Genomic DNA, 22,736 nt, shown 5'->3' with positions numbered 1-22,736 from the left:
AGCCACGTTCACCGTTTGTTTTGTAGCAACCTTACCGCAAGCTCAGGGCTTTGTCATCCTGCGCGCAACGTCGCTGCAACGCGACAGCGTGATTTTCATGTCAGATGGAAATTTTCACTTGTTCTGGCATCAACATGAAGGATGTTAAGCGTGGCAGATGCGTTTTCGTTTGCAATGCGATAATACCGCTCAGTCGGAAGTTTCACAGGCATCACCAGTTTTACTGAATTTTCCTGACGAGGCCCAACTGGTCGGTCGGGAAGTTTTACTTCAATCATCACGCAAAGGACCCATCCCTATGAAGACAAGAGCAGCGGTAGCATGGCAGGCAGGCAAGCCCTTGACCATCGAGGAAGTCGAACTCGGCGGCCCCAAGGCCGGCGAAGTCCTGGTCGAGATCAAGGCCACCGGCATCTGCCATACCGACTATTACACGCTCTCGGGCGCCGACCCGGAAGGCATCTTCCCGGCCATCCTCGGCCACGAAGGCGCGGGCGTGGTGGTCGATGTCGGCCCGGGCGTGAAGTCGCTCAAGAAGGATGACCATGTCATCCCCCTGTACACGCCGGAATGCCGCGAGTGCAAGTTCTGTCTGTCGCAGAAGACCAACCTGTGCCAGGCCATCCGCGCCACCCAGGGCCGTGGCCTGATGCCGGATGCCACCAGCCGCTTTTCGCTGGACGGCAAGCCGCTGTTCCACTACATGGGCACCTCGACTTTCTCCAACTACATCGTCGTACCGGAAATCGCTCTTGCCAAGATCCGTTCGGATGCGCCTTTTGACAAGGTCTGCTACATCGGCTGTGGCGTGACCACCGGCGTAGGTGCGGTGCTGTTCACCGCCAAGGTGGAAGCGGGTGCCAACGTGGTGGTGTTCGGTTTGGGCGGCATTGGCCTGAACGTCATCCAGGCGGCCAAGATGGTGGGGGCCAACAAGATCATCGGCGTCGACCTGAATCCGGCGCGTGAAGCCATGGCGCGCAAGTTCGGCATGACCGACTTCATCAATCCCAAGGATGTGCCCAACGTGGTCGATGCCATCATCGGCATGACCGATGGCGGCGCCGACTACAGCTTCGAGTGCATCGGCAATACCACCACCATGCGCCAGTCGCTGGAGTGCTGCCACAAGGGCTGGGGCCAGTCCATCATCATCGGCGTGGCCGCAGCCGGCCAGGAGATCTCGACCCGTCCGTTCCAGCTGGTGACCGGCCGCGTGTGGAAGGGCTCGGCCTTCGGTGGCGCGCGTGGCCGTACCGACGTGCCGAAGATCGTCGACTGGTACATGGAAGGCAAGCTCAACATTGATGACCTGATCACGCACAAGCTGCCGCTGGAGCGCATCAATGAGGGCTTCGACCTGATGAAGAGCGGCGAGTCGATCCGCTCCGTGGTCGAGTTCTGAGGAGAGCGCGATGCTGGAGACTCTCTCCGAGCACGGCTGTTTTGGCGGCGTGCAGGGCTTTTATCGCCATGCCTCGCCCGCCATCGGGCTGGATATGCGCTTTTCGGTGTTCGTGCCGCCGCAGGCGGGGCAGGGCGGTGGCAAGTTGCCCGTGCTGTTCTACCTGGCCGGGCTGACCTGCACCGAAGAAACCTTCATGATCAAGGCTGGTGCGCAGCGTGTGGCGGCCGAGCTGGGGCTGATCCTGGTTAGTTGCGACACCAGTCCGCGTGGCGCGGGCATTGCCGGTGAAAGCGACAGCTGGGACTTTGGCGTGGGTGCGGGATTCTACCTGGATGCCACACAGACGCCGTGGAGTCAGCGCTACCGCATGGAAAGTTACGTGGTCGAGGATTTGCGCCTTGCCGTGCTGGAGCACTTCCCGGCCGACCCGCAGCGCATGGGCATCTTCGGTCATTCCATGGGCGGGCATGGCGCACTGACGCTGGCCTTGCGACATCGTGATCTGTACCGCTCGGTATCGGCCTTCGCGCCGATCGCCGCGCCGGTGCACTGCCCGTGGGGGCAGAAGGCCTTCAGTCACTATCTGGGCGAGGATCAGGAAAGCTGGCAGGCGCATGACGCCAGCGAGCTGATGCGCAAGCTCTATGCGCCTTTCCCGCAGGGGATCCTGATCGATCAGGGGCTTGCAGACAAATTCCTGATCGAGCAGCTGCAGCCGGAACGCTTCGAGGCAGCCTGCAAGGAAGCCTCACAGCCGCTGACCTTGCGTCGGCATGCGGGGTATGACCATGGGTATTACTTCATCGAGAGTTTTGTGGAAGATCATTTGCGCTTCCATCATGCCAATTTGATGGCTTGAACTCGCTTGAGCTGGAATGAAGGGCTGACGATCCACATCGTCAGCCCTTATTTTTTCTGCGGCCTTCCACACGCTCTGCCGGGCTGTGCTGTTTGTATCGCGGCAGGCTCCACCCGCTGCCGCGGGCAGCACAGTTGCCGCAGACAAGATCAAGGGAATGGCCAGCGATTCTGGTTGTGCGTGAGATTGAAAATTCACTCAATCATGTTTCTGATAGCGCTGCATTGGGGCGATTGCTTGTCCAGGGAGCATTCGAGATTGGAATAAGGTGATGCCGATTTCTCGCCCGCGCACTCGTGGATGTGCTCCCAAATATAGGCTGGACCTTCGCCGCCGGGAAAAGCTGCGCTTCTCCCATCGGCACTCCAGAAAAATACGGAGCGGCCCATCCCGACCGACCCTTGGGAATACGCGGTAATCGGAATGATGGGCCAGGTACTGTCTCTCACGACTTTCTTGGAGCGCAGGTCAACGACGGTGTAAAACGCATCGCCGTCGGAGAGCGTGAACAGGGCGTAAGGATCCAGCCAAGACCACCTTTCGCCGCCGCGGAATGCGTATTGGATCAGGGCGCACTTGGCCCCCGGATTGACCAGAATGGTCTGCGGTTCGATGGCGGGGCGGATCAGTTGAGGGACTTTGCGTAAAAGGAGATAGCTCGCCAGGAGTGCGAGGGTAACTAAAGCAAACAGTTTTGTAGAACGTCTAAATGGCATGGCTTAAAACAAGTACTGATTCAATAGAACGTTCTGAGTTTGTTAATCATAAGGACAAGTTCCTCTCGATTCGCCCAGGGCATAGAGCCGAACAAAGACTTGCTTGATCTTTCTCCAATGCCCGTGATATCGAGCGCGGTTGAAATCATGGACGTCCCTAGCGAATACGCCAATGCTAGAGACAATTTCAGCCCATTCATGAAAAAACCGGCCCAATCGGACCGGTTCCGTGGAAACAAGGCGGCCAACCCGCCTGTACATGATCAGACGAAAGCATCCGTCACAACATGCTCCCCCAGCATGAACGCATCGGCCACATGCCGCAGCGGCGCCACATCCACATCGGACGATCCGCTGCGGATCAATTGGCAGAAATGTGCATACAGCGAGGGATACTCCCCCTCCACCGGCAGCTCGCACGGCGCATCGTTGATCCAAAGTTCATGTCCGCCCTTTTTCAGGTGGACCCGGGTGCTGTCGGTCTCGATGACGATGTCCCAGGTCTGTTCACCCGTCTGGCGCCAGTCGAAGTCCGCTTGTACATCCGTGCCCAGGGCATCGGTAAAGCCCAGGCGCGCGGCAATCGGCGTCTGGCGGTTGGATGGCACTTCCAGCGTGGCCTGCTTCAGGAACATCGCCTGCGGCAGGATCTCGGTGACGATCGACAAGGCATTGATGCCCGGATCGAACACGCCCAGGCCGCCCGGCTGCCAGATCCATTCCTGGTCCGGGTGCCAGTGGCGCACGTCTTCACGCCAGATCACCTTGACCTGGCGCGGCGCATGTTCCTGCAGATGGCGCTTGACCACCTGCACCGCCGGCGCATGGCGCGAGTGCCAGCTGGCGAACAGGGTCACGCCTTTGTCCGCCGCCAGGTTCTTCAGCGACTCGACTTCGGAGAGCGTGGCACCGGGCGGCTTTTCCAGGAATACGTGCTTGCCCGCGCTCAGTGCTTCTCGTGCGGCTTCATAGCGGTACTGCGGCGGCATGCACAGGGAGAGGGCCTCGATGGCCGTGCCCGAGGCGAGCATCTCGGCCATGCTCTTGTAGGCGGTCACGCCCTCGATGCTGTGGTTGCGGCTGGCGGTCGCGACCAGCTTGAAATCGGCATTGCCGGCAATGGCCGGGGCATGCTGGTCATAAACGATCTTGCCGACGCCGGCGATGGCGAGCTGGATGGGTGTCATGGTGTCCTTGCTTATTATTGGTTACATGAAGGGGAGGGGCCACAGATTACCAGCGTTGATGCACGTACGGTGCAATGTCATGCAGATAGAGTTCGCGCAGCGCCTGCATCACCTCATCCGTGATCGGCGGCAGGGCGCTGGCCGCACTGTTGGACTGCGCCTGCGCGACGTTGCGTGCACCGGGGATCACGGTGCTGATGGCGCTTTCCATCAGGATCCAGCGCAGCGCGAATTGCGCCATGGGAACACCCTGCGGCAGCAGCGCGCGGATCTTCTCCACGGCGGCCAGTGCGACCTCATATGGCACGCCCGAGAAGGTCTCGCCGACATCGAAGGCTTCGCCGTGGCGGTTGAACTGACGATGGTCGTCGGCGGCAAAGGTGGTCTGCGCATTCATCTTGCCGGTCAGCAGGCCCGAGGCCAGCGGCACGCGGGCGATCACGGCGATGTCGCGGCGCTGCGCTTCCTGCAGGAACAGCCCGATGGGGCGCTGGCGGAAGATGTTGAAGATGATCTGCACCGATTTCACGTTCGGATATTCGATGGCCTTGAGCGCTTCTTCCACCTTCTCCACCGAGACACCGTAATGGCGGATCTTGCCGGCCGCGACCAGCTCATCCATGTAAGCGAACACTTCCTGCTGGTAATACACCTCGGTGGGCGGGCAGTGCAGTTGCACCAGGTCCAGGCAATCGACCTCCAGGTTCTTGAGCGAACGGTCGACGAAGGCGGTGAGATTGTCCTTGTTGTTGTAGCCGCTGGCCACATGCGGCGAGAGCCGGCGGCCGGCCTTGGTGGCCACGAACGGACGTGCGCCGCCGCGTTCCTTCAGGACTTGCGCAATCAACTGCTCGGAGCGGCCATCGCCATAGACATCGGCCGTGTCGATGAAGGTGACGCCCGCATCCAGTGCGGCGTGCAGCGCGGCCTTGGCATCCTGGGAGGAAACGTCACCCCACGAACCGCCAATGGCCCATGCGCCAAATCCGATTTCGGAAACTTCCGCACCCGTGCGGCCAAAGCGTCTTGTTTTCATGCCGGTACTCCTTTTGAGCATTCCAAAAGCCGTAGTTATACCGCGCACCACGCGCGAAGGTGGCTGGTTTAAGATGAGCCAGATTCATTCCTGAAGTGATTTCAATTCATTCATGTCCCTCCTCGACCGTATCGAATTTTCCGATCTGCGGATCTTCGTCACCATCCTGCGTACCGGCAGTTTCAAGGCCGCCGCGATCCAGCTTGGCCTGACGCCCTCGGCCACCAGCCATGCCATGAAGCGGCTGGAAGAGCGGCTGTCGACCCAATTGCTGTACCGGTCCAGCCGCGCGATCTCGCCCACGGCGGCCGGCAGTGAACTGGCGACCAGGCTGGAAGAAGGATTCGAGCAGATCGCGCAGGCGCTGGGCCAGCTGGAAAGCTCGGCAGAGGGGAGCCTGGGCGAATTGCGCATCAACGTCTTCGCCGATGCCGCCCATCTGCTGATCGAACCGGCCATTCCCGAATTCGTGCGGCTATGTCCCAAGGTCAAGCTCACCATCGTGGTCGATGACAAGCCCATCGACATCGTCAGCGAAGGCTATGACGCCGGCATCCGCTACGGCCACTACGTGCCGGAGGGCATGGTGACCGCGCCGCTCACGCGCGCGCATCGCTGGGTGGCAGCGGCCTCGCCGGCGTATCTGGATCGGCATGGACGGCCACTCACATTGGAAGACCTGCAGCAGCACACCTGCCTGCAATTGCTCTTGGGCGACAACTCGAGCTACCAGTGGGAATTCGGCCGTGGCAAGCACCGCCAGCGCATTCGCGTGCCGGGCCTGGTGACGATCAACAATACGGCAGCCACCATCGCGGCGGCCAAGGCCGGGGTGGGTATCGCCTATCTGCTGGAGGGAAGGATCAGCAAGGAAATCGATGAAGGTTCGCTGGAAGCCATCCTGGAAGAATGGGCGGCCCCCAGCGAGCCGTTTCACATGTACTACAGCAGCCGCCGCCATGCGCATCCGGCCTTGCGCAAGCTCATCGACATCATTCGCCTGCAGCACGGCCTGTCGCGGCTGCGGTAGCCGCCACAGGCCGGCCAGTTCAGTGTGCCGCCGACGCTTCGGCCGCACCCGCGCCGCCCTTGGAGGGCTTGATGATCCAGATCAGCGGGATGATGACGATGAAGATCACCGCCGAGACATAGAAGATGTCATTGATGCCCAGCATCGCCGCCTGGAAGGTGATGGTCCGCTCCAGCATGCCGGCCGTCTGCTCGGCGTTCAGGCCCAAGGTGCTGCTGATGTTGTTGACGGTCTCCTGCAGCCAGGGGCTGTAGGGGGTGGCGTGTTCGGTCAGCTGTGCGTGGTGCATGATGGTGCGGTTGTTCCAGGCCGTGGTCGAAATGGAGGTGCCGACCGCGCCGCAGAACACGCGCACGAAGGACGACAGGCCGGCCGCCGCCGGGATGCGTTCCGGTGGCAGGCCGGAGAGCAGCAGCACCGTCAGCGGCACGAAGAACATCGCCGTCGGAATCCCCTGCAGCAGCGTTGGCAGGATCACCGTCATCTGATCCACCTGCAGGTTGTAGCGCGAGCGCAGCCAGAACACGATGGCAAAGCCGATGAAGGACGCCGTGGCCACCTTGCGCGCATCCACCAGCGGCAGGAAGCGTCCGATGAGCGGCATCAGGATCACCGCGAAGATGCCGATCGGTGCGGTCGACAGCCCCGAGTCGATCGAGCGATAGCCCAGGTATTGCTGCAGCCATTGCGGCAGGATCACCAGGTTGCCGAAGAAGACCCCGTAGCCGATGGAAATGGCGATGGTGCCGCCGGCGAAATTGCGCCGGCCGAACAGGCGCAGGTCCACCACCGGATGGTCATTGTTCAGTTCCCACACGACGAAGTAGGCAAAGGCGATCAGCGCGATGATGCCCAGCGTGACGATGGTGGGCGAGGAGAACCAGTCCAGGTCCTTGCCCTTGTCGAGCATGATCTGGAAGGCCGCGACCCAGGTCACCAGCAGCGCCAGGCCGATCTTGTCGATGGGCAGCTTGTGGGTCGGCGTCTCGCGCGAGCGGTAGATGGCCAGCGTGACGCCGGCGGCAATCAGGCCCACCGGGATGTTGATGTAGAAGATCCAGGGCCAGGTGTAGCTGTCGGTGATCCAGCCGCCCAGCGCGGGGCCAGCCACCGGTGCCACCACCGCCGTCATGCCCCATAGCGCCAGGGCGAAGGAGGATTTCGATTTGGGGTAGGCCCCCAGCAGCAGCGATTGCGACAGCGGCACCATGGGGCCGGCCACCAGGCCTTGCAGCACGCGCGCGGCCAGCAGGATGGGCAGGGTGGGCGCCAGGCCGCACAGCCAGGAGGCCAGCACGAACAGCAGCACCGAGGTTACGAACAGGCGCACCGCGCCCAGGCGCTGCGTCAGCCATCCGGTCAGCGGGATCGAGATGGCGTTGGCTGCGGCAAATGAGGTGATGACCCAGGTGCCCTCATCGACCGATACACCCAGGTTGCCCGAGATGGTCGGAATGGCGACGTTGGCGATGGAGGAATCCAGCACGTTCATGAACACCGCCAGCGACACCGACAAGGTGCCCAGCACCAGGTTGGCACCCGTCAGCGGCGGTGGCGGCGTGTAGGGTTTGGGGGGAGTAGTGGCCATAAGGCTTGATCAATGTCCGGTGAAGGTCGGGTAGGGACAGCCGCACCCCATCAGGTGTGCGGCACCGCCACCGGTGCGGCGGCCGCCTTGCTCTTGCGCGCCTGCGGCAGGCCGCTGGCGTTGTCGCTGATGATGCGCTCGACGATGGCATCGGCCTGCTTGCCGAGGTCGTCATAGACATTGGTCTGGTAATTGGTCGGCACCGCTTCCAGCGCACGGCCATCGCCATGGATGTCCACGGTGGCGGTGGTGGACAGGCCGATGCGCAGCGGATGTGCGCGCACCTGTTCCGGATCGAGCGCGATGCGCACCGGCACGCGCTGCACCACCTTGATCCAGTTGCCTGTGGCGTTCTGTGCCGGCAGCAGCGAGAAGGCGCCACCGGTCCCGGCCGAGAAGCCGATCACGGTGCCCTTGTACTTGACGCTGGAACCGTAGACGTCAGCGATCACTTCCACCGGCTGCCCCAGGCGGATGTGCTGCAACTGGCTTTCCTTGAAGTTGGCGTCGATCCAGATCTGTTCCAGCGGCACGATGGCCATGAGCGGATTGCCGGCCGCGATGCGCTGGCCGACCTGCACCGAACGCTTGGAGACGAAACCGGAGACCGGTGCCACGATGTTCACGCGGGCATAGTTCAGGTAGGCATTGCGCACGGCGGTGGCCGCCTGCAGCACGTTGGGGTGCTCGGTCACGCTGGTGTGGTCGGTCAGGGCGCGGTTGGCGGCTGCAGCAGCGCGGGCCTGGTCGAGTGCGGCGACGGCGCTCTTGACGGCGTCGCGCGCGTGCGAGACGTCTTCCTGCGAGACCGCACCGGAAGACAGGCCAGCCTGGCGGCGCTGCAGGTCTTCCCGGGCACGGGCCAGGTTGCTGTCGGCTGCGGCCACATTGGCGGCGAGCGTGTCGTTGTTCAGGAACAGCTGGCGCGTTTGGCGCACGGCTTGGGCCAGTGCGGCCTGGGCCTGCTCCAGCGCGAGCTTGGTGTCAGCTGCATCGAGTGCCACCAGCGGCTGGCCGGCCTTGACCACTTGCGTGTCGTCGGCCTTGACGGCCACCACGGTGCCGCCAACCTGGGCGGAGATCTGCACGACGTTGCCGCCGACATAGGCGTCATCGGTTTCTTCAAAGAAGCGGGCATGCAGGAACCAGTACAGGAAACAGGCGATGGCGATCACCAGCAGGACCAGCGTGAGCAGGATCAGCTGACGCTTGCGCTTGCCGTTGCCATTTCCGTTGCCATTGCCATTGCTGTTGGCTTGCGGGTTTTGTTGGGTGGTGCTGTCACTCATGGAGGACTCCGTTCTATCTTTTTGTAGTCGGTCGATCAGCCCCGCCGCAGCAGCGGGGCCGTCCCGGTCACCGGCGGCAGGGTGGAGAAGCCGGTGGCGGGCTGGGTTCAGTTCATTGGCTCAGGTCGTCTTGGGGCAGGCTCATCGCGACGGCGGCGGGGCTGCCGCCAGTCCGGCCTGCTGGGCGTCGAAACCGCCGCCCAGAGCCTTGTAGAGCGCCACTTGCTGTTCACGGCGCTGGGCTTCCAGCGCCACCAGCGACTGGCGCTGGGCCAGCACGCCCGTTTCCGAGGACAGCAGCGTCAGTTGCGACACCAGGCCCAGGCGATAGCGTTCGCGCGCCAGGTCGTAGGCACGCTCGGCGGCTTGCAGCGCTTCACGGCGGATCGGCAGCTGGCGCTCGATGGAATGGATTGCCGCAATCTGGCGCGCCACATCGGCATAGGCATCGTTCAAGGTCTTGTTGTAAGTGGCGACGGCCAGCTCATAGTTGGCGTATTCGCCCTTGAGCCCGGCCCGCAGTGCGCCGCCTTCGAAGATCGGCAGCGTGATGGCCGGACCGAAGGCGATGCTCTTGCTGGCGGCCGTGAAGGGATTGGCATCGACCAGACTGTCGAAACCGATCATGGCGCTCAGGTTGATGTCCGGATAGAAACGCGCCTTGGCGACATCGACACCACGGCTGGCGGCTTCCACCTGCCAGCGCGCGGCCACGATGTCGGGACGGCGGCCCAGCAGGTTCAGCGGCAGGTCGGCCGGCAGGCCCGGCGTGGCCAGGTTCTGCAGGGCGGGCGGGGCCAGTTGCAGGCCGCGGTCCGGTCCCTTGCCGCTGAGCGCGCCCAGCTGCTGGCGCAGCAGCACGATCTGGCCGGCATTCTGTTCCAGCTGGGCGCGGGCATCGGCACTGCTGGTGCGCGACTGGTTGCGTTCGATCTGGCTGTCCAGACCGGTCTTGACGCGGTCGGCGGTGATGGTCTCCAGATTGCTGCGCTGCTGTACCGTGCGCTGCAGGATGTCCTGTACCGCATATTGGGCCGCCAGCTGGCTGTAGACCGAGACGATCGAGGCCGTCAGTGCCAGGCGTGCTTCCTGCTCGCTGGCCTGGGCCGCCTTCTCGCTGGAGATGGCTTGCTCCAGGGCAGACTGGTTCTTGTTCCAGAGGTCAAGCTCATAGCCGACGTTCAGGCCAGCCTTTTTTTCGTTGTACCAGTTGCCACCGTAAGGCGGCGGGTAGATCGAGGTACTGGAAAACTGATTGCGGATGACCGAGGCTTCGGCGTTCACGGTCGGCAGCAGCGGTGCACCGCGTGACTCAGCCAGTGCGGCCGCTGCACCGATGCGGGCGCGCGCCTGTTGCAGGCCGGGATTGGCGGCGAGAGCGTCCTCGATCAATGCGGTGAGCTGGGCGTCACCGAACTGGCGAACCCAGTCGCTGCCCGGCCATTGCCCGTTGGGGGCGCCCGGATTTGGATCGGAGAGGCTGCGTGTGGTACTGAAGTCGCGCGCCTGAGCCAGCTGCTTGTCGCTGCCGATGCCCTCGAAGCTGGCACAGCCCGCCAGGCCGATGGCCCCGATCAGCGCGGCCAGCACGGCGCAGGCTGCCTTCGCCCGCGGCCGGGTGGCGGGCGAGATGATGCGTTGCATAGAATTCTCCACGAAGAATGTTTGGCGATACGAGTTGTTTTTCGAGTTTTGCGATACGCGCCGCGACGTTCCGACAGCCTTCAGTCGCGAAGACTCGCAGGACCGGGCCGATGGGGCAGGCAGCGCTTGCCTGGATTTACGAGTACCATGACGGGGTCGGGCGAGTAAAAACTCATTTTTCGTATTATACTTCGATATACGAACAATCACTCACGTTGCGAATTCGCGTCGGGGGCGGGCGAATTCCTCACCAAAGCTGCCAATGAAACTGCAACCCAGAAAAGAACCACGCCAGGCACGTTCCCGGGCGATGGTCGATACCATCCTTGATGCCATGTCGCGCGTGCTCGTCGAGCGTGGCTATGCCAAGACCAATACCAATCTCGTGGCCGAATCGGCCGGCATCAGCGTCGGTTCGCTGTACCAGTATTTCCCCAACAAGGATGCGCTGATCTTCGCGCTGCGCGAGCGCCACAGTACGCGCATGCTTACGCTGTTCGAAGACGTGGTGGCGCACATCGATGCCTCCGGGACGCTCTCGGGCGATTTCGAGAAACTGATCAACGCACTGGTGGCGGCACACCTGCTGGAGCCGGAACTCAATCGCATTCTCGAAGAGGAATTTCCGGCCTTCAACCTGCCGGTCTCGCAGGAAATCCGCCAGGGCTTCTTCGATTCCATCCGCCGGGTGCTGGAAAAGCACCGCGCCACCATCACGCCCCCCGATCTGGATGTGGCGACCTTCGTGGTCCAGCGCATGCTGAAGGCGCTCATCAAGGCGGTGGTGCTGACCGGTTATGGCGGTGTCTCCCCGGCCAGCGTGCGGACCGAGATCCTGCCCGCAGTGATCGGCTATCTGACCGCTCCGCGCAGTCAGTAGCGCGACATCAAATGATCTGGTTGCTGAGGGGCATCCAGTATTGAAATTCACGGGCATAATTGTCAGAGTGAAGATTAAAACGGCGAATCGAGGCGGCCACCGAGGGAGGGAAGGCCGCTGATCCTGAAATATTGCACGGCAGCAAGTCAGAAACTCCCCGATATCCATCTCTCAGGGTTTCCGTATAGTGCGGGGATGGATGGCAGGATGCGCTGTTGCCACGGTCGCCGCCGGTCATCTTCATTGCCCTTATTTTTCAATGACAGCGATATGCAGAAAAAGAACATGCGCCGCGCCCCCCTCCTGGCTCTCTTCCTGTTGTGGGCAGGAACGTGGGCCCTGAGCGCTCAGGCCGCCGTCTCTGTGCAGGTGCTCGACAGCGCCGGCCAGCCCGTGCCCAATGCCGTGGTCTATGCCGAACCGGCGGGTGGCGGAGGAGCCATCAAGGCGGCGCGCCAGGTCGAGATCGAGCAGAAGAACAAGACCTTCATTCCTTTGGTGACGGTGGTGCAGACCGGGACAGCGATCCTGTTCCCCAACCATGACAACGTCCGGCACCATGTCTATTCGTTTTCCCCGGCCAAGACCTTCGAACTGAAGCTGTATTCGGGCGTGCCGGGCAGTCCGGTAGTGTTCGACAAGGCCGGTACCGTGGTATTGGGTTGCAACATCCACGATGAAATGGTGGCCTACGTGCAGGTGGTCAACACTCCGCATTTCGGCGTGAGCGAACGTAACGGCGTGGTCAAGCTGGAGGGCATCGCCAATGGCCGCTACACGCTCAAGGCCTGGTATTTCACCATGGGACCGAACCAGGCCGCCGTCGAGCAGCCGCTGGAAGTACAGGGAGACGGCCGGGCCGTCATCAAACTCAACGTCAAGGCGGTGCCGCTCTGAAGCGGCGGCATCACGCCAATCTGAACAACAGGAATCGGGGCCGGGGTGCGTCTTTACCGTCTGGAAAGCAAGATCGTCGCGCTGTTCATCATCCTCATCGTGGTGGTGCAACTGGCCGGCTTCGTGGCGATCCGTACCGCCATTGATCGCAATGCGCGCAGCGCCATCAGCGAGGAACTGATCATTGGCGAGCGCGTCTTCACACGCCTGCTGGACCAGAATGCCCAGAAGCTGACCCAGGGCGCACGTCTGCTGGCCTCCGATTTCGGCTTCCGCCAGGCCATCGGCACCGATGACCGCGACACTATCGCCTCGGTACTGGCCAACCACGGGGCGCGCATCGGTGCGTCCATGGGCATGCTGGTCGGCACCGATGGCCTCATCCACGCGTCCACCCTCGAATATCCCGATACCGACCTGCAGCGCAGCAGCCTGGAACTGGTCCGCAAGGCCGGCAACGGCAATGGTGCGGCCGAGAGTGCCGTGGTCGGCGACAACCTGTTCCAGATCGTGGCGGTGCCGATCAAGGCTCCGGTCACCATCGCGTGGGTGGTGATGGGCTTCCCCGTGGACCGCGACCTGGTCAACGACATGCGTGCGCTGTCGCAACTGCAGGTCTCCATCCTGGTGCGCCAGCGTGGCAGCGCGGGCTGGACGGCCGATGTATCGACCCTGCCCAAGGCAGAAGCGCAGATGATGGCCAAGGAGGCCAGCAGCCCGCAGATGGGCCAGGCGGGTGCCACCGACCTGCAGATCGACGGCAACCAGTATCGTGCCCGCGTGCTGCCGCTGGCACGCGCCAGCAATGGCCAGGAAGCGGTGGCCGTATTGCAGCGCTCGGTGAGCGAGGCGGTGGCTCCATATCAGCGTCTGCAACTGATCTTGCTCAGCATCACCGTGCTGGGCGTGCTCGGTGCGGCGGTCGCCAGCGCCGTGATGGCGCGCCGCATCACCAGTCCCCTGCGTGACCTGGCCACTGTGGCCAAGCGGCTGGGGGAGGGCGATTACAGCGAAGGGCTCTACATTCGCCGGCAGGATGAAATCGGCCGTCTGGGTGCGGCCTTCGAAACCATGCGCTCGGAAATCGCCAGCCGCGAACTCAAGATCAGCCGGCTGGCGTATCAGGACCAATTGACCGGCCTGCCCAACCGGGTGCAATTCGGCGACCTGCTGCGCGAAGCGATTGGCCAGGCGCAGGCGCTGCCGGGAGGCAGCTGCCACATCCTCATGATGGACCTGGACCGCTTCCAGCAGGTCAACGATGTGCTCGGCCACAGCTTCGGCGACGACCTGCTGCGCCAGGTAGCGGCACGCCTGGACGCGCAGCTACTGTATCCGGGGGCCAAGGTGGCGCGCCTGGGCGGGGATGAGTTCGCCATCCTGCTGCCGGGCGTCGATCTCGCTGGCGCGCTGGATCAGGCGGCACACATCCTGCGTGCGCTGGAACAGCCCTTGTCGCTGCAGGAACAGACCGTGGACCTGGGGGCCGGCATCGGCGTGGCCGGCTATCCGGCCCACGGTGACAGCAGCGAAGTGCTGCTCAGCCGGGCCGAGGTCGCGATGTATACCGCCAAGCGCAAGGGCAATGGCGTGACGATCTACGATCCGGCCATCGACCAGAGCAGCCAGGAAAGCCTGTCGCTGCTGTCCGAACTGCGCCGTGCGCTGGAACGCGACGAATTCATGCTCTATCTCCAACCCAAGCTGGACCTGGCCACGGGTGCCGTCGTCGGCGGCGAAGCGCTGGTGCGCTGGGTGCATCCGGAGAAGGGCTTCATCGGTCCGGATAACTTCATTCCGTTTGCCGAGACCACCGGTTTCATCCGCATGCTGACCATCTGGATGATGGAAAAGGTGGCGGAGCTGTCGGCCCGGTTGCAGGCGCAGGGGCTGCGCCTGAAGTTCTCGGTCAACCTCTCCACGCGCGATCTGCTGGATCAGGAATTGCCGACTGCCTTCGGGGCCATCCTCGAACGCCATCGCCTCACGCCCGCCGCGCTCTGCCTGGAAATCACCGAGAGCGCCATCATGGATGATCCGGCGCGCGCCCAGAGCACGCTGGACCGGCTGGCCGCCATGGGCTTTGCCCTGAGCATCGATGACTTCGGTACCGGCTATTCCTCGCTGGCCTACCTCAAGCGCTTGCCGGTGGATGAACTGAAGATCGACAAGTCCTTCGTCATGAAGATGGCGCAGGATCAGGATGACGCCAAGATCGTGCGCTCCACCGTGGACCTGGGCCACAACCTGGGCTTGCGGGTGGTGGCCGAAGGGGTGGAAAGCGAAGAGGTCTGGTTCCTGCTGCGACAGATGGGCTGCGACCAGGGACAAGGGTATTTCATGGGCAAGCCGATGCCGGTGGAGCGCTTCCTGGAGTGGCTGCAGCAATGGCGGGCGCCGGAGATGCTGGATCAGTCGGAAAACGTCGCAATATGAAGGATGGCGCGAGGGGTCGCGCCAGCAAAGAATCACCAAGAGGGGGCAGGGGACAGCATGAAGAAAATCACCAAAAGTGGCGCGTTCGCGCTGCTGGCGACACTGTCTGCGCCGGCGTTGGCGCAGCTCAGCGATGCTGACCGCGAGGCCTGGATGCAGGCCCAGCAGCGCAAAGCCGCCCAAGCCATGCGCGCCGCGCCGGGCCCCGTCAGTTCCGGCGCGGCAGCCACTGCCCCCGAACCCGCTGCCGATCAGGACAAGACACGCTGGATGCCCGATCTCGGCAAGCTCACCGCCACCGGCGGCGTGATCCAGGTCGAGGGGGCCGGCGGCGGTGGTCTGACGCCCTGGGCGCTCATCACCGGCTATGGCACGCGCGACAGCTATGGTGCCAACGCCCATTACACCTATCTGTCGACCCAGGACTACACGCTCAAATCCTACGGCGTGGCCGTGGGGATACTGGACCGGTTGGAACTGTCGCTGGCCAAGCAGGAGTTCTACGGCAGCTTGGCCCCGTTGGCCGATCTCAAGATCACGCAGGACATCGTGGGCATCAAGCTCAAGCTGGCCGGTGACGCCGTCTATGATCAGGACCGCTGGCTGCCCCAGATCGCCGTCGGTGCCATGTTCAAGCACAACAACGGCATCGGCGGGCTGGGCACGGTGACCAGCGTCAAGCAGCTTGGCGCGGCCAGTGATGCCGGCATCGACTATTACCTCTCGGCCACCAAGCTGCTGCTGGAGCAGAGCCTGCTGCTCAACGGTACGCTGCGGCTGACCAAGGCCAACCAGATGGGACTGCTCGGTTTCGGCGGCGACCTCAATGACCGCTACCAGGCCATGGGCGAGTTTTCGGCGGCCTACATGATCAACCGCAAGCTGGCGCTGGGTATGGAATACCGCATGAAGCCGCGCAACCTGGCGGCCGACCATGAGAAGGATTATTACGATGCCTTCCTGGCCTGGTTCCCCAGCAAGAACCTGTCGATGACCCTGGCCTACGTGGCGCTGGGTGACATCACCGTCTACAACCCCAAGCGGCAACGCGGCGTCTATCTGTCGCTGCAGGCCGGTTTCTGAGCGCACGGGAGCCGCGATGAACAAGTTCAGAATGCAGCAAGCCGCGCTCGGACTGGCCCTGGCCTGTGCCCTCGGCCTGGCGCAGGCCCAGACCCGGACTCCGGCCACGCCCGATGACAGCCTGTTTCGCGCACTGGGCGGCTTGCCCGTGATTGAGCGGGTGGTGCAGGATTTCATGGACAACATGCTGGCGGATGCCCGCATCCGCCATACCTTCGACAATTCCAGCGTCAAGCGCGTCAGGGAAAAGCTGGTGGAGCAGTTCTGCCAGCTCAGCGGCGGTGGTTGCATCTACACCGGGGATCCCATGCGCGAAGTGCACCAGGGTCTCAAACTGAGCAATGCCGACTTCAATGCCCTGGTGGAAGATCTGCAATTGGCCATGGACAAGAATGGCATCCCCTCCCGCACCCAGAACCGCCTGCTGGCGCTGCTGGCACCCATGCAGCGCGAGACGGTCAGCCGATAGCAAAAAATATTTTGTGGCGGCGGGAATAAAGCAGGGCCGCCTTCCGTATACGTCGGCATGGGTATGGCACATCGCGCAACCCGACCACGAAAAGGAAACATCATGAGACTGCTCGCAACTTCCCTGCTGGCGCTGGCCTGCGCCTCGGTTTCTTTCACCGCCTCGGCCCAGAGCGCCGGTGTCAAGACCATGGACGGCATCCTGGTCGACGCCAGCGGCATGACCGTCTACACCTTCGACAAGGACACCGCCAACAGCGGCAAGAGCGTCTGCAACGGCCCCTGTGCCAAGCTGTGGCCGCCGGTCGCACCGATGGGCATGCCGGCCGCGCCGTATTCCACGGTGACGCGCGACGATGGCAGCGCCCAACTGGCCTACCAGGGCAAGCCGCTGTACCTGTACGAGCCCGACAAGAAGCCGGGTGACCGTACCGGCGACAACTTCAAGGACGTCTGGCACGTCGTCAAGCCCTGATCGTCCTTCAGACCCTCCGGCCCGCCATGTTCGGACGCACCGCCAGGCTGCAGCGCCAGCAACGGGAACGTCAGGCCGACGAGCAAGCCATGCTCGCCTGCCTGCCGCGCCTGCGGCGGTACGCCCGCGCGCTGACGGGCGGGCGCGACAGTGCCGACGACCTGGTGCAGGACACCCTGGAGCGCGCCTGGCAGAAGCTCGACAGCTGGCAACGCGGCAGCGACATGCGGCCCTGGCTGTTTGCCATCATGCACAACCTGCACGCCGACCAGCGCCGCCAGCCGACGCTGGTCACGGTGGACCTGGAGCAGGCGGCAGACGCTGCGGCCCCGGCGTCGCTGGCCGAACACGGCTTGGCCCTGGATCTGGAAGCGGCCCTGCAGCTGCTGCCGGCGGAGCAGCGGGAAGTCCTGCTGCTGGTGGTGCTGGAAGAGATGCGTTATGAAGAAGTCGCGGCCACGCTGGGCATTCCGACCGGGACCGTGATGTCCCGCCTGTCGCGCGCCCGCGAGCGTCTGCGGCAATGGATGGAGGGACCCGGCGGGCAGGGTGAAGCCGGTGCGACCCTGAAGGTGGTGAAATGAAGACCCCGGCATTCCCCGAAGAAGATTTGCACGCTTACACCGACGGCCAGCTGCCGGCGGCGCGTGCCAGCGAGATGGCCGCCTGGCTGGAGCAAGACCCGGCACACGCCGGGGATCTGCACCGCGTGCGCGCCTGGCGCGCCCAGAACCGCGCCTTGCATGCCCATTACGACCCGGTCCTCGAAGAGCCCCTGCCGCCGCGTCTGGCTGCAGCGGTGCTGGCCGGGGCGGGCGAACCGCACCGCCGCCGCGATGAGGCTGGCGAGGGGGCGGCCAATGGACCGTTCTGGTGGCGTTATGCGGCCATGCTGTTGCTCACGCTGGCGGGGGCTGCGGGCGGCTGGCTGGCGCATGACCTGACCGGCGGCGGCCGCGCCCGCACGCTGGCATCCGCGCCCGTGATGCTGGCACGTCAGGCCGCGGTGGCCCATACCGTCTTCAGTGCCGACTTGCGGCGGCCGGTGGAAGTCGGAGCCGATCAGGAACAGGCCCTGGTGACCTGGCTGTCGCGCCGGCTGGGCGTGAACGTGCGCGCCCCCAAGCTGGCGCCGCTGGGGTACGACCTGATCGGTGGCCGGCTGCTGCCGGGGCAGAGCGGTCCGGTGGCGCAGTTCATGTATCAGGATGCGGCCGGACAGCGGCTGACCCTGTATGTCTCGCACGACCAGGTGCAGAACAGCGAGACCGGCTTCCGCTTCGCTCAGGAAGGCAAGGTCAACGTCTTCTACTGGATCGATGGCCAGTTCGGTTATGCGCTGTCGGGCGGCGTTGCACGCGCGGAACTGTCGCGCATTGCCAGTTCGGTCTACGAGCAACTGGTGCCATTGCCGCCCGCGCCGTCACGCTGAGCACCTTACGGCGGACCTTGTTCCGACTTGAGGTTTACACATGCAAAAGCAGGTAAGGACTGGGCAACTCCCGTCAAGACTGTCTGCTTGCCTGCCGCTAACACATTTACCCATGACGTAAAGCCTGATCAACCATGGTGGGGGGATGTGGAAACATGCTAGATCAGGCTGACGCCATGGTCCGGTTGCACTTCAGACAAGGAGTTTCATATGGAGCTAGCAACTATCGCCAGCGGTGCAGCAACGGCCTGGCTGGTCGACAAGGCGGCGCAGTCCGTCGGCATCGATCTGGGCAAGGTCGCCAAGGCGGCAGTGGATGATGTGGTAGGTGTCGCGACGACTGTGGCGCGCCTGCCGGCCAATGTCAACATTGGACGCATCATCAATACCATCGTCTAGGTGGCCAGGGCTTGCTGCCTTGGCGTTCGCTTGATCGCACCCTTCGGGGTGCGATTTTTTTTGTGCGGGCTTTGGGGGCTTTTCAGGCTACGGTCAAGGTCAGGCATCCGAGGGAGGCGGCTGCAGGCCGCACCTGGATCTCGATGTCGTAGCCCAGCCGTGTCAGACAGTCCATCAGCTTGCGCTCGGACAGGTTGCTGAAGTCGCCGCGCATCATGCCCGACACTTTTGGTTGTGGAATCCCCATGCGTTGCGCCGCCGCCTGTTGACTCAGTCCCAGTGAACGCATCGCCTTGCGGATTTCGATGACCAGACCAGTCTTGATGCGCAGCTTGTCGGCATCCGGCAGACCAAGATCGGCGAAGACATTGCCGCTGCTGCGGAGGATGTCGGTTCCCTCAACGATTGTTTTTTGCATGATGACGTAGCTCCTCGGCTCTGGCAGTAGCGATCTTGAGTCTGGTCCGGATGATTTCCATGTCCGGCTGGGGTGTGGCTATTCCGCTTTTGCTTTTCTTCTGAAAGCAGTGCAGTACGAACACGGCTTCTTCGAACTTCACGGTGTAGACAGCCCGGAAGGTGTCGCCAATATGGTCTTCCAGAATCTCCAGCACGCCGGCACCGCTGAAACCGTTCAATATCTTGGTTTTTTCATAGCGCTCGCCCATTTGCGCCAGCGACAATGCGAAGCCGAAACGTTGGCGGACTTCCGCTGGCAATGCCAGCAGATCCTTGTAGCTGCTCGCGATCCATTCGAGTGGTTTCTCATTGATAAACATCGTAGCAGGCTATACCTGTTCAGGTAAATGGCTAGCTGGCTGCGATTTTTAATGGGAAGTTCTCGAACAACCTTGATACGAGTCGACGTTCGCGTGTGAGTATCTCGAAATTTTTCTTGATTGATGTAAAGAAACAGCGTCCAATGCCGTAATCAAGGCACCGGGCGACGCATCCTGTTTCCCGGTATCCCCCAAAAGGAGAGCACCATGGATGTCAATCAAATCGCATCACTGGCCACCAGCATGGCTGCGGCGAAGACTTCGGATTCGGTCAACGTACTGATGCTGAAGAAAGCGCTCGACAGCCAGGCTTCTGCCGCCGTGGGCCTGTTGCAGGCATTGCCGCCGTTGCCGGCCAACCCGAACATCGGGCGCAACGTCAATACCACTGCCTGAACACCGTCCTCTTGAAATCGCAGTCCTCGCCGGACTGCGATTTTTTTTTGTGCGCATCGTCGGATCGCCGCCTCTGCCAATTCTTCAAAAGAACAATATATTGTTCGTTTAATTAAATGCATAATCTATTATTCTTGATTTCGTGCGGATGTCTAATATAATGGTTATATGTAAAAAGAACCATTTAATTGGATCTTCTGATGACCAATCTGCAAGACATCGGCCGCCGCATCCGCACCGCGCGTAAGGCACGGGGGATGACGGCTGTCGCGCTGGCCGCGCTGGCCGGAATGCACCGTAACACCTTGCTGGCGCTGGAAACCGGGCGCGGCAACATCGAACTGGTCAAGCTGCTGGCCCTGTGCGAGGAGCTGGAGCTGGACCTGCTGCTGTTGCCGCGCCAAGCAGCGCCGCTGCGCGCCGCCGAGGCGCAAGGCGCTGGCAGCCAGACCGAACTGGGGGCGCGGCTGCAAGCGCTCATGGGCGAAGGAGGCGAGGCGTGAGCATGCTGCGTTCCCTGCGCCTCCGCCTCGGGCAGACCGAGGTCGGCTCCTTGTTCGCCCTGGATGACGGGCGCTGCTATTTCCGTTTCGATGACGCCTATGCCTTGCAGGGGGACGATCGTCCCGTCCTCTCGCAGCTTTATCTGGCCTCCACTGAAGAGCGTACCCGCGCCCAGTTGCTCGATCCCACGCTGGCGGCCAACCGGGGGGATGGCCGTGGCGGATTGCCTCCCTTCTTCCAGAATCTCCTGCCCGAAGGGCAGTTGCGCAAACACCTGATCCAGCGCGCCGGTCTCGCTCCGGACGATGAATTTGGCCTGCTGGCCTACTGCGGACGCGATCTGCCCGGCGATGTCTCGGCGCTGGCCGAAGAACTGGATGAACGCGGTCTCGGCCGCCTGCTAGGGCAGGGTCATGACAGCTACGAGATGAGTTCCGGCCAGTTGCCGGTACCCGGCGGGGAATCGCTCTCCGGCGTGCAGCCCAAGCTGGCGCTGGTGCGGGAGAGCGGGGGGCGCTACGTCATGCGTTCCAAGGATAGCCAGGGCAGCCATTTCATCGCCAAGCTGCCGGCTACCGACTATTCCAACATGCCGCAGGTGGAGTTTGCCTCGCTCACCCTGGCCGCTGCCGCTGGCGTGCAGACTTGCCGGTTCAGCCTGGAGCCGCTGTCGGCCATCGGCGATCATCTGCCGTTCGGCCTGCGCAACGACGCCAGCCGTTTCCTGCTGGTGCAGCGCTTTGATCGCGATGCACCCACGCCGACCGGACGCTTGCACATGGAAGATTTCGCCCAGGTCACCGGTACCGCGCCGGCGGCCAAGTATGTCGGCACCTATGCGGCCATCGGCGTGGTGCTGTTGGAGCGCAGTACGCGCGGTGCCGAGGATGTCTACGAATTGCTGCGGCGGATCAAGGTCAACGAGCTGCTCGGCAATTTCGATGCGCACCTGAAGAATTTCAGCCTGCTGTACCACACGCCCCAGCAGGCCGCGCTGTCGCCGGCCTATGACATCGTTGCCTACGCCGCTTACGTGGGTGGCGATGGCCATGCGCTGGCCTTCGTACCGGGACAGAAGGGCAAGCAATTGCTCACGCCCGCCATCCTGCGCCAGCTCGCCAACCTGTGGCGGCTACCGGAGCCACGCTTGCAGGCGGTGCTGGTGGACACGGTGGAACGCGCCATGACGCAATGGCCGGCCCTGATTGAGAGCCTGCCCTTCACCGACGCACAGCGAGGCAAGCTGCTGGCGCATCTGGAGGCCAATGCCAGCGTGGCCGCCTGGCGCCGCCGCGCCGCGCGCAGGAAGCCTGCCAGCGCGGAGGGCGCATGAGGCCCACGCCCACCCTGCCCATGCGCGAGGGCTTGTCGCCCAGCTACCTGTGGCTGCAACCTGGGCCCTGGCGCGACATGCTGTCCTTCCTGGGCGAGCGCTTTACGGCCGTCCCCGAATCGATCTGGCGCGAGCGCCTGCTGCGGGGGGAGGTGCGCAACCAGCAGGGTGAAGCATTGCGCCCGGAGTCACCCTATCGCAGCGGCGATTGCATTTTCTACTACCGCGAATTACCCGAGGGTGAAGCGCGCATTCCGGTGGAAGAGAAGATTCTGCATCTGGACGACCATTTGTTGGTAGCCGATAAACCGCATTTCCTGCCGGTGATCCCGACTGGCCGCTTCGTGCAGGAAACCCTGCTGGTACGGCTCAAGAAGGCCACCGGCCTGCAGGACCTGGTCCCCATCCACCGGCTGGACCGGGAGACGGCCGGGGTGATCGTCTTTTCGCATCAGCCGGCCAGCCGGGGCAAGTATCAGTCCATGTTCCAGCAACGGTCCATGTTCAAGGTATATGAAGCGATTGCCCCGCTGCGGGCGGATCTGGCGTTGCCACGGGTGCACCGCAGCCGGGTGGAAGAGATCCCTGAACAGTTCTTCAAGATGCATGAGGCCGAAGGTACGCCCAATTCGGAAACCCACATTTCCCTGCTGGAGCAGCGGGGAAAATTCGGCCTCTACCAGCTGGAACCGGTCACCGGACGGCGTCACCAGTTGCGGGTGCACATGGCCTCGCTGGGCATTCCCATCCTCAACGATCTGTTCTATCCGCACGCCGTGCCCGTGGGCGTGGCCGATGATCTGGACAAGCCCCTCAAACTGCTGGCCCGTTCCCTGTTCTTCATCGATCCGCTCGATGGCAGCGAGCGGCATTTCGTCAGCCAGCGCAGCCTGTAGC

At 63.0% G+C, this 22,736-nt stretch carries 25 protein-coding genes; 16 read left to right on the top strand and 9 right to left on the bottom strand.

Annotation, left to right across the window (positions count from 1 at the left end; translation table 11 throughout):
• The first annotated feature begins 298 nt into the window (after positions 1 to 298).
• A complete protein-coding gene (locus tag ACWFUC_RS19655; RefSeq protein ID WP_013234687.1) occupies positions 299 to 1,405 on the top strand; it encodes an S-(hydroxymethyl)glutathione dehydrogenase/class III alcohol dehydrogenase in 1,107 nt (368 codons plus the stop codon).
• A gap of 10 nt (positions 1,406 to 1,415) precedes the next feature.
• Positions 1,416 to 2,267: an S-formylglutathione hydrolase gene (gene fghA, locus ACWFUC_RS19650; protein WP_489623077.1), complete on the top strand. Its 852-nt coding sequence runs from the start codon at positions 1,416 to 1,418 to the stop codon at positions 2,265 to 2,267.
• A gap of 194 nt (positions 2,268 to 2,461) precedes the next feature.
• On the opposite strand, the gene ACWFUC_RS19645 is transcribed toward fghA, so the two are convergent.
• The 3 genes from ACWFUC_RS19645 to ACWFUC_RS19635 all read right to left on the bottom strand — a co-directional run bounded on the left by ACWFUC_RS19645 (position 2,462) and on the right by ACWFUC_RS19635 (position 5,206).
• Positions 2,462 to 2,983: a hypothetical protein gene (locus ACWFUC_RS19645; protein WP_489623076.1), complete on the bottom strand. Its 522-nt coding sequence runs from the start codon at positions 2,981 to 2,983 to the stop codon at positions 2,462 to 2,464.
• A 263-nt stretch (positions 2,984 to 3,246) separates the two neighbouring features.
• Complete coding sequence (locus ACWFUC_RS19640; RefSeq protein WP_489623075.1) at positions 3,247 to 4,170, bottom strand: Gfo/Idh/MocA family protein; 924 nt, start codon at positions 4,168 to 4,170, stop codon at positions 3,247 to 3,249.
• A gap of 46 nt (positions 4,171 to 4,216) precedes the next feature.
• The gene (locus ACWFUC_RS19635) at positions 4,217 to 5,206 is read right to left on the bottom strand and encodes an aldo/keto reductase (RefSeq protein ID WP_311433671.1); all 990 of its coding nucleotides are present in this window, start codon (positions 5,204 to 5,206) and stop codon (positions 4,217 to 4,219) included.
• Between the two features lie 112 nt (positions 5,207 to 5,318).
• On the opposite strand from ACWFUC_RS19635, the gene ACWFUC_RS19630 reads away from it, so the two are divergent.
• Positions 5,319 to 6,236, top strand: coding sequence for a LysR family transcriptional regulator (locus ACWFUC_RS19630; RefSeq protein WP_489623074.1), 918 nt, complete (start codon positions 5,319 to 5,321; stop codon positions 6,234 to 6,236).
• A gap of 19 nt (positions 6,237 to 6,255) precedes the next feature.
• On the opposite strand, the gene ACWFUC_RS19625 is transcribed toward ACWFUC_RS19630, so the two are convergent.
• The 3 genes from ACWFUC_RS19625 to ACWFUC_RS19615 all read right to left on the bottom strand — a co-directional run bounded on the left by ACWFUC_RS19625 (position 6,256) and on the right by ACWFUC_RS19615 (position 10,757).
• Positions 6,256 to 7,824, bottom strand: coding sequence for a DHA2 family efflux MFS transporter permease subunit (locus ACWFUC_RS19625; RefSeq protein ID WP_134222666.1), 1,569 nt, complete (start codon positions 7,822 to 7,824; stop codon positions 6,256 to 6,258).
• A gap of 50 nt (positions 7,825 to 7,874) precedes the next feature.
• Positions 7,875 to 9,113, bottom strand: coding sequence for an HlyD/EmrA/EmrK family protein (locus ACWFUC_RS19620; RefSeq protein WP_134135863.1), 1,239 nt, complete (start codon positions 9,111 to 9,113; stop codon positions 7,875 to 7,877).
• Between the two features lie 141 nt (positions 9,114 to 9,254).
• Positions 9,255 to 10,757 carry an efflux transporter outer membrane subunit gene (locus ACWFUC_RS19615; RefSeq protein WP_209581535.1) on the bottom strand — a complete coding sequence of 501 codons (1,503 nt, stop codon included), beginning with the start codon at positions 10,755 to 10,757 and terminating at the stop codon, positions 9,255 to 9,257.
• 262 nt (positions 10,758 to 11,019) lie between these two features.
• Between ACWFUC_RS19615 and ACWFUC_RS19610 the strand changes: the two genes are divergently transcribed.
• Positions 11,020 to 11,637, top strand: coding sequence for a TetR/AcrR family transcriptional regulator (locus ACWFUC_RS19610; protein ID WP_039785668.1), 618 nt, complete (start codon positions 11,020 to 11,022; stop codon positions 11,635 to 11,637).
• Positions 11,638 to 11,644: 7 nt separating this feature from the next.
• Here ACWFUC_RS19610 and ACWFUC_RS19605 read toward each other — a convergent pair whose 3' ends face one another.
• Positions 11,645 to 11,881 (bottom strand): hypothetical protein, encoded by a 237-nt coding sequence (locus ACWFUC_RS19605; protein ID WP_166675072.1) that lies wholly within the window; start codon positions 11,879 to 11,881, stop codon positions 11,645 to 11,647.
• Between the two features lie 41 nt (positions 11,882 to 11,922).
• Between ACWFUC_RS19605 and ACWFUC_RS19600 the strand changes: the two genes are divergently transcribed.
• The 8 genes from ACWFUC_RS19600 (at position 11,923) to ACWFUC_RS19565 (ending at position 18,827) form a co-directional block, all read left to right on the top strand.
• Positions 11,923 to 12,534 (top strand): methylamine utilization protein, encoded by a 612-nt coding sequence (locus ACWFUC_RS19600; RefSeq protein ID WP_232729613.1) that lies wholly within the window; start codon positions 11,923 to 11,925, stop codon positions 12,532 to 12,534.
• 45 nt (positions 12,535 to 12,579) lie between these two features.
• On the top strand, positions 12,580 to 14,970 hold the full coding sequence (locus ACWFUC_RS19595) for a putative bifunctional diguanylate cyclase/phosphodiesterase (protein WP_489623072.1): 2,391 nt from the start codon (positions 12,580 to 12,582) through the stop codon (positions 14,968 to 14,970).
• A gap of 57 nt (positions 14,971 to 15,027) precedes the next feature.
• Positions 15,028 to 16,053 carry a DUF3034 family protein gene (locus tag ACWFUC_RS19590; protein ID WP_489623071.1) on the top strand — a complete coding sequence of 342 codons (1,026 nt, stop codon included), beginning with the start codon at positions 15,028 to 15,030 and terminating at the stop codon, positions 16,051 to 16,053.
• Between the two features lie 16 nt (positions 16,054 to 16,069).
• Complete coding sequence (locus ACWFUC_RS19585) at positions 16,070 to 16,522, top strand: group I truncated hemoglobin (RefSeq protein WP_489623070.1); 453 nt, start codon at positions 16,070 to 16,072, stop codon at positions 16,520 to 16,522.
• Positions 16,523 to 16,624: 102 nt separating this feature from the next.
• On the top strand, positions 16,625 to 16,996 hold the full coding sequence (locus ACWFUC_RS19580) for a COG4315 family predicted lipoprotein (protein ID WP_134222660.1): 372 nt from the start codon (positions 16,625 to 16,627) through the stop codon (positions 16,994 to 16,996).
• A 26-nt stretch (positions 16,997 to 17,022) separates the two neighbouring features.
• Complete coding sequence (locus ACWFUC_RS19575; protein WP_051156335.1) at positions 17,023 to 17,580, top strand: RNA polymerase sigma factor; 558 nt, start codon at positions 17,023 to 17,025, stop codon at positions 17,578 to 17,580.
• On the top strand, positions 17,577 to 18,428 hold the full coding sequence (locus ACWFUC_RS19570) for an anti-sigma factor family protein (RefSeq protein WP_134222659.1): 852 nt from the start codon (positions 17,577 to 17,579) through the stop codon (positions 18,426 to 18,428). The genes ACWFUC_RS19575 and ACWFUC_RS19570 overlap by 4 nt, the downstream gene beginning before the upstream one ends.
• Before the next feature lie 210 nt (positions 18,429 to 18,638).
• The gene (locus ACWFUC_RS19565; RefSeq protein WP_034331488.1) at positions 18,639 to 18,827 is read left to right on the top strand and encodes a hypothetical protein; all 189 of its coding nucleotides are present in this window, start codon (positions 18,639 to 18,641) and stop codon (positions 18,825 to 18,827) included.
• Positions 18,828 to 18,909: 82 nt separating this feature from the next.
• Here ACWFUC_RS19565 and ACWFUC_RS19560 read toward each other — a convergent pair whose 3' ends face one another.
• Entirely contained in the window at positions 18,910 to 19,245 is a 336-nt protein-coding gene (locus ACWFUC_RS19560; protein ID WP_489623069.1) for a helix-turn-helix domain-containing protein, read from the bottom strand.
• Positions 19,226 to 19,606, bottom strand: a complete 381-nt coding sequence (locus ACWFUC_RS19555) for a type II toxin-antitoxin system RelE/ParE family toxin (RefSeq protein WP_489623068.1) — start codon at positions 19,604 to 19,606, stop codon at positions 19,226 to 19,228. The genes ACWFUC_RS19560 and ACWFUC_RS19555 overlap by 20 nt, the downstream gene beginning before the upstream one ends.
• 207 nt (positions 19,607 to 19,813) lie before the next feature.
• Between ACWFUC_RS19555 and ACWFUC_RS19550 the strand changes: the two genes are divergently transcribed.
• From ACWFUC_RS19550 to ACWFUC_RS19535, 4 genes are all read left to right on the top strand, one after another.
• Positions 19,814 to 20,002: a YjfB family protein gene (locus tag ACWFUC_RS19550; protein WP_039785682.1), complete on the top strand. Its 189-nt coding sequence runs from the start codon at positions 19,814 to 19,816 to the stop codon at positions 20,000 to 20,002.
• 200 nt (positions 20,003 to 20,202) lie between these two features.
• On the top strand, positions 20,203 to 20,505 hold the full coding sequence (locus ACWFUC_RS19545; RefSeq protein ID WP_489623067.1) for a helix-turn-helix transcriptional regulator: 303 nt from the start codon (positions 20,203 to 20,205) through the stop codon (positions 20,503 to 20,505).
• On the top strand, positions 20,502 to 21,839 hold the full coding sequence (locus ACWFUC_RS19540) for a type II toxin-antitoxin system HipA family toxin (RefSeq protein ID WP_489623066.1): 1,338 nt from the start codon (positions 20,502 to 20,504) through the stop codon (positions 21,837 to 21,839). The genes ACWFUC_RS19545 and ACWFUC_RS19540 overlap by 4 nt, the downstream gene beginning before the upstream one ends.
• Entirely contained in the window at positions 21,836 to 22,735 is a 900-nt protein-coding gene (locus ACWFUC_RS19535; RefSeq protein WP_489623065.1) for a pseudouridine synthase, read from the top strand. Before ACWFUC_RS19540 ends, ACWFUC_RS19535 begins: the two co-directional genes overlap by 4 nt.
• Position 22,736: the final 1 nt, after the last annotated feature.

It is taken from the genome of Herbaspirillum sp. Her4, from assembly GCF_057961335.1.
The sequence above is the reverse complement of the archived record's forward strand: the minus strand, read 5'-3'. Positions and strand labels throughout refer to the sequence as shown.